The organism is Pontibacter sp. BAB1700, assembly GCF_000277005.1.
GTDB classification, from domain to species: domain Bacteria; phylum Bacteroidota; class Bacteroidia; order Cytophagales; family Hymenobacteraceae; genus Pontibacter; species Pontibacter lucknowensis.
Genome location: NZ_AKIS01000052.1, coordinates 1 through 4,354, shown reverse-complemented (window position 1 = coordinate 4,354; position 4,354 = coordinate 1). Strand labels below are relative to the sequence as shown.

The 4,354-nt window shown below is 49.0% G+C and carries 6 protein-coding genes and 1 riboswitch; of the genes, 5 read left to right on the top strand and 1 reads right to left on the bottom strand.

The features are described from left to right. Positions 1–169 precede the first annotated feature (169 nt). The 3 genes from O71_RS07235 to O71_RS07225 all read left to right on the top strand — a co-directional run bounded on the left by O71_RS07235 (position 170) and on the right by O71_RS07225 (position 2,650). On the top strand, positions 170–1,150 hold the full coding sequence (locus O71_RS07235; RefSeq protein ID WP_007654860.1) for a hypothetical protein: 981 nt from the start codon (positions 170–172) through the stop codon (positions 1,148–1,150). 88 nt (positions 1,151–1,238) lie between these two features. Further along, positions 1,239–1,760, top strand: a complete 522-nt coding sequence (locus tag O71_RS07230; protein WP_007654859.1) for an AAA family ATPase — start codon at positions 1,239–1,241, stop codon at positions 1,758–1,760. Between the two features lie 14 nt (positions 1,761–1,774). Continuing rightward, a complete protein-coding gene (locus tag O71_RS07225) occupies positions 1,775–2,650 on the top strand; it encodes an aldose 1-epimerase family protein (RefSeq protein ID WP_007654858.1) in 876 nt (291 codons plus the stop codon). Between the two features lie 75 nt (positions 2,651–2,725). Here the strand turns inward: O71_RS07225 and O71_RS07220 are convergent, their stop codons facing one another. After that, entirely contained in the window at positions 2,726–2,974 is a 249-nt protein-coding gene (locus O71_RS07220; protein ID WP_007654857.1) for a hypothetical protein, read from the bottom strand. A gap of 232 nt (positions 2,975–3,206) precedes the next feature. Beyond that, a riboswitch (TPP riboswitch) is annotated at positions 3,207–3,304 on the top strand. 62 nt (positions 3,305–3,366) lie between these two features. Here O71_RS07220 and O71_RS25370 point away from each other — a divergent pair. After that, positions 3,367–3,870 carry a carboxypeptidase-like regulatory domain-containing protein gene (locus O71_RS25370; RefSeq protein WP_051017723.1) on the top strand — a complete coding sequence of 168 codons (504 nt, stop codon included), beginning with the start codon at positions 3,367–3,369 and terminating at the stop codon, positions 3,868–3,870. Next, a partial coding sequence (locus O71_RS25365) for a TonB-dependent receptor plug domain-containing protein (protein ID WP_237717750.1) occupies positions 3,836–4,354 on the top strand: 519 nt, incomplete at its 3' end. The genes O71_RS25370 and O71_RS25365, both read left to right, overlap by 35 nt.

Here is a 4,354-nt window from a genome sequence, read left to right as displayed (position 1 = left end):
CAAAATAATATTAAATATATAATATATAATAATTGCACTTTCGTACAAATCCTTGCGAATGATGACAGGAGAGGATCAGGTTAAATTTCAATTCTTCCGACTGCTAAGCTTGACTCGTCTACTAGTTGCTATACACTAAAACCATTACTAACTATAACCCTTAAAATTTATGAAAAAAGTATTTAAGCACGCGTTCCTGTTTTTCTTGCTAGCGTTTGTGGCGGTTGCTTGTTCCAAAGAAAGCGATGATGTAAACCCAACAGCCTCTCTTAGCGGCAGCCTAGCCAACAATGTGCAAATTGGCGGCTATACAGTAGGCCTATTGACAAAAGAAGGCAATGGTGTATGGTCCTTTACCATCGCTGGTCCAGGGGCAGGTGTGCAAGGTGCAGGGCTAAGCCACCTCGATATTAAACTTACCGACTGCGACGGAAACATGGTGCCGCTATCGGCAAGCTATATCGCAACAGCGAGTATTAAAGTTGGGAATCAAACTTTTACTCCTGGCAACGGCATCACGCTGGGCTACTCAGATGGCAGCTGTACCTCACCGGGCGTAGTAGATCAAAATCTACTGAAGCTGGATTTGAGCGATGCCTTAGGTGAGCTGCTGAAAGCCGGCTCAGGTACAGTATATTTCACATTTGCAGACCCATACAAAGGTATAAAGCTGCAGGAAGCCAACATATTGGTTAAAACAGGTAAGCAGCAAGGCGAAATGTGCTTTACCAGCAATATCGGAACCTATGACGACTACTGCACCGAAGAGCCCCCAAGAAACTGCGCCCTGTCACAAGGCTACTTCTTCGCCAGCCCGCATGCGTGGTGTGTAGAAAAAGTAAATATCGGTGGTAAGTACTACACTGAGGCAGAGGGGCGTGCTATCTTCCGTTCATCAAACGCCAAGGGAGGTATTGCTGATGCTAAAGCAGCGTTTCTTCAACTAGGAGCTCTATATCTAAACGAAGCCTGCAACGACGAGTTTGAAATGCCAGCTGAGTTAGCAGTTGCCGTGCAAACCATCGAAACATACCTCAGAGCTCAGGTAAAACTAACACCGCAAAACATAGCTAATATGCCAAGCAACAAATCCGTAAAAGCCGCTGCTGGCAAAATTGGTGATTGGATCAGCGATAACCATTGCGACTAAGGTACACTAACTTTAACCGAGTGCACCAGAGCTGCCGTCAGTAGGGTCTACCTATTGGCGGCAGCTTTTTTTGCTATACCTTTGCCCTATGCTAAAAGTCGCCATCACAGGGCCTGAGTCTACGGGTAAATCTACGCTGTCGCAGCAGTTGGCCGCGCACTACAATACGGTGTGGGTACCCGAGTATGCACGCACCTACATCGAAGACCTGGATAGGCCCTATACCTTGCAGGACCTCGAGGAAATTGCCAAAGGACAGATGGCGCTGGAAAACCAACTACAGCAAGAGGCTAGTCGCATTTTATTCGCTGACACTGATCTGCTGGTGATCAAGATTTGGAGCGAGCATGCCTTCGGGCAGTGCCCCAACTGGGTGCTGCAGAAACTAAAGCAGCAGGACTACAACCTTTACCTGCTGATGGGCGTTGATTTGCCGTGGGAGCCTGATCCGCAACGGGAGCATCCGCATTTGCGCCAGTTCTTTTATGATTGGTATAAGCGGGAGTTGGAAGCGCTTGGAATGCCCTATCTGGAGATTAGCGGACAGCATGAAGACCGTCTCGAAAAGGCGATCGGACGTGTCGATGCATTGCTCCGGCAACATACCTAAACCTATACCTGGCCATGCTATATTATTTACAGAATTATAACTTTAAGGTGGGCGTCGAGAGCAAAGGCGCCGAGTTGCAGCACTTCATCAAGTTGGATGAGCAGCTGGAATTTATCTGGCAGGCCGACCCGGCGATATGGGCAAGCCATGCACCTAACCTTTTCCCGATTGTGGGCGAGCTGCCCGAAGGCACTTATACCTACGAAGACGAGATTTTTGCCCTGAAGCGACATGGTTTTGCAAGGCACAAGGAATTTACGCTGATAGAGCAGGAAGACGACAAACTGGTGTTTGAGCTCAAAGACGATGAAGAAACTTACCAGGTATACCCCTTTAAGTTCAGGCTCCTGATTGCCTATAAGCTCGAGAAAAACAAATTGTCAGTTACTTATCAGGTGTTCAACCGCGACAAGAAAGGGATGTATTTCTCCATTGGAGGTCATCCGGGCTTCAATGTTCCGTTTTATGGAGGAGAGAAATACGAGGACTACTTCATCGAATTTGAGAAGGAAGAAACCCTGCACCGTTACCTGCTCACCAATGAAGGCCTGCAAAGTGGCGACACACAAAAAGTGTTGGAGCATGACCGGGTGCTGCCTTTAAAGCGAAGCTATTTTGAAAAGGACGCGCTGGTATTCAAAAACCTGAATTCAGAGAAATTGTCATTGGGCAGCCGCACGAACCAGCGCCGCATCGAAATGACCTTTGAGGGCTTCCCATACCTGGGCATCTGGGCAAAACCGGGACCGTCGCCGTATGTGTGCATTGAGCCCTGGTGCGGTATAGCAGGACGCGACGGAGAGTCCGGCGAACTCGAGAAAAAGGAGGGTATCAACCTACTTAGCCCCAAGCATGTGTTTGAGCGCACCTTTACTATGGAAGTACTGTAGCGTTCTCTTATACCGCTAAACCAAAAAGTCCCCTGCCGAATGATCGAGCAGGGGACTTTTTGGTTTCACAGTGTTTCATTGCAGGGAAGGCTCCGGAAACTTGGGAACCTTGATGCGTCTCAGGTCATATTGCGGTTCATAATCATTGATGGGCAATGATATGCCGGGTGGCAGGTCCAGATCTGGCAGATCGTCGCCAAGTGGCTCGCCTCCATCATCGTCGTTATCAGTAGAGGAAGATCCCCTGAACTTTTTGCGTGGCGCGAAAGCGTAATATGCCAGTATCGTTAGCAGTGCTAAAGTATACAGTAAGCTGATCATCATCACATTTCTTCTTAAACTCTAAAATTGGTTCAGCCGGCCTATTTTCCTGGCAAATCCTACTTGGTGTGAGCGGGTGCTTGAAAATGTGCCTTGTATTGTTTTCAACGTAGTTTGCCCGCATGTGGTTATCGGCTTTTGATAAAATAAAATTGTACTTAACTACTTGATACAGTGGGTTAGCCACAAATTGCCCTGGTCCGTTTTGTTTTCACAGAAAATCAGCCATACCTTTACAGCAGTTTAGGGGTGCCTTATAACAACGGGCTGAGATCATACCCATTGAACCTGATCCGGGTAATGCCGGCGAAGGGAAAAACGCGGGGAAACAATGTAGCAGGCTGCCGGCCCCAGGCAGGTCTGTATGTTTCAACTTATTCATTTCTTACACACCAATGAAAAAATTACTGATTGTGATGGCAGTTATACTGTTGCCATTGCAGTTGCTTGCTCAGTATCAACTGAGCGGCTACGTAACCGATGCTGCCAAAAACGAAGCGCTGGCGGGAGCCACCGTCGTACTGGCTGGCAGCAACCATGTCACCGTATCTGGCCAGGATGGCCGTTATCAATTTCAAAATCTGCCGGAAGGCGAGTATAACCTGCAGGTTTCTTATCTGGGCTACAACAAAGCCAGCAGACTAATCAGGCTGATTGTTGACACAAGCGTGAACATGGCGCTGCAGCCTGCCAGCGTGAGCACCGGCGAAGTGCTCGTGTCGTCTACACGAGCTAATGAGCGAACAGGCACTACTTTTACGAATGTAACACGCGAAGAGATAGCGGAGCGCAACTTCGGTCAGGATCTTCCATACCTGTTGGAGCAAGTGCCCTCCGTTGTGGTAAACTCTGACGCCGGCGCGCGTGGGGTATACCGGTATTCGCATTCGTGGCTCTGATATCACGCGTATCAACGTGACTGTGAATGGTATACCTGTTAACGACTCCGAAAGCCACGGTACCTTCTTTGTGAACATGCCGGATTTTGCCTCCTCTGTGGAAGACATGCAGGTGCAGCGAGGTGTGGGTACGTCTACCAACGGTGCAGGCGCCTTCGGAGCCAGCATCAACATCCAGACCCAGAAAGTGCGCCGCGAGGCTTATGCCGAAACCGACAACAGCTACGGATCTTTCAACACCTGGAAGAACAATGTGCGTTTCGGCACCGGTCTGATCAATGGCAAATTCGCCTTCGACGGTCGACTGTCACGCATCAAGTCGGATGGCTACATCGACCGTGCTTTCTCTGACCTGAAATCCATGTATTTCTCGGGTGGTTACTATGGCGATAAGACGACAGTGAAGTTTGTGACTTTCTCGGGCCAGGAGCAGACCTACCAGGCCTGGTATGCACCCCCGGAGGCGCTCGTATACGGCAACGAA

Bases quoted from the DNA above. Each gene is read 5' to 3' on its own strand.
- O71_RS07235 (WP_007654860.1), top strand. From the start codon at position 170: ATGAAAAAAGTATTTAAGCACGCGTTCCTGTTTTTCTTGCTAGCGTTT.
- O71_RS07230 (WP_007654859.1), top strand. From the start codon at position 1,239: ATGCTAAAAGTCGCCATCACAGGGCCTGAGTCTACGGGTAAATCTACG.
- O71_RS07225 (WP_007654858.1), top strand. From the start codon at position 1,775: ATGCTATATTATTTACAGAATTATAACTTTAAGGTGGGCGTCGAGAGC.
- O71_RS07220 (WP_007654857.1), bottom strand. From the start codon at position 2,974: ATGATGATCAGCTTACTGTATACTTTAGCACTGCTAACGATACTGGCA.
- O71_RS25370 (WP_051017723.1), top strand. From the start codon at position 3,367: ATGAAAAAATTACTGATTGTGATGGCAGTTATACTGTTGCCATTGCAG.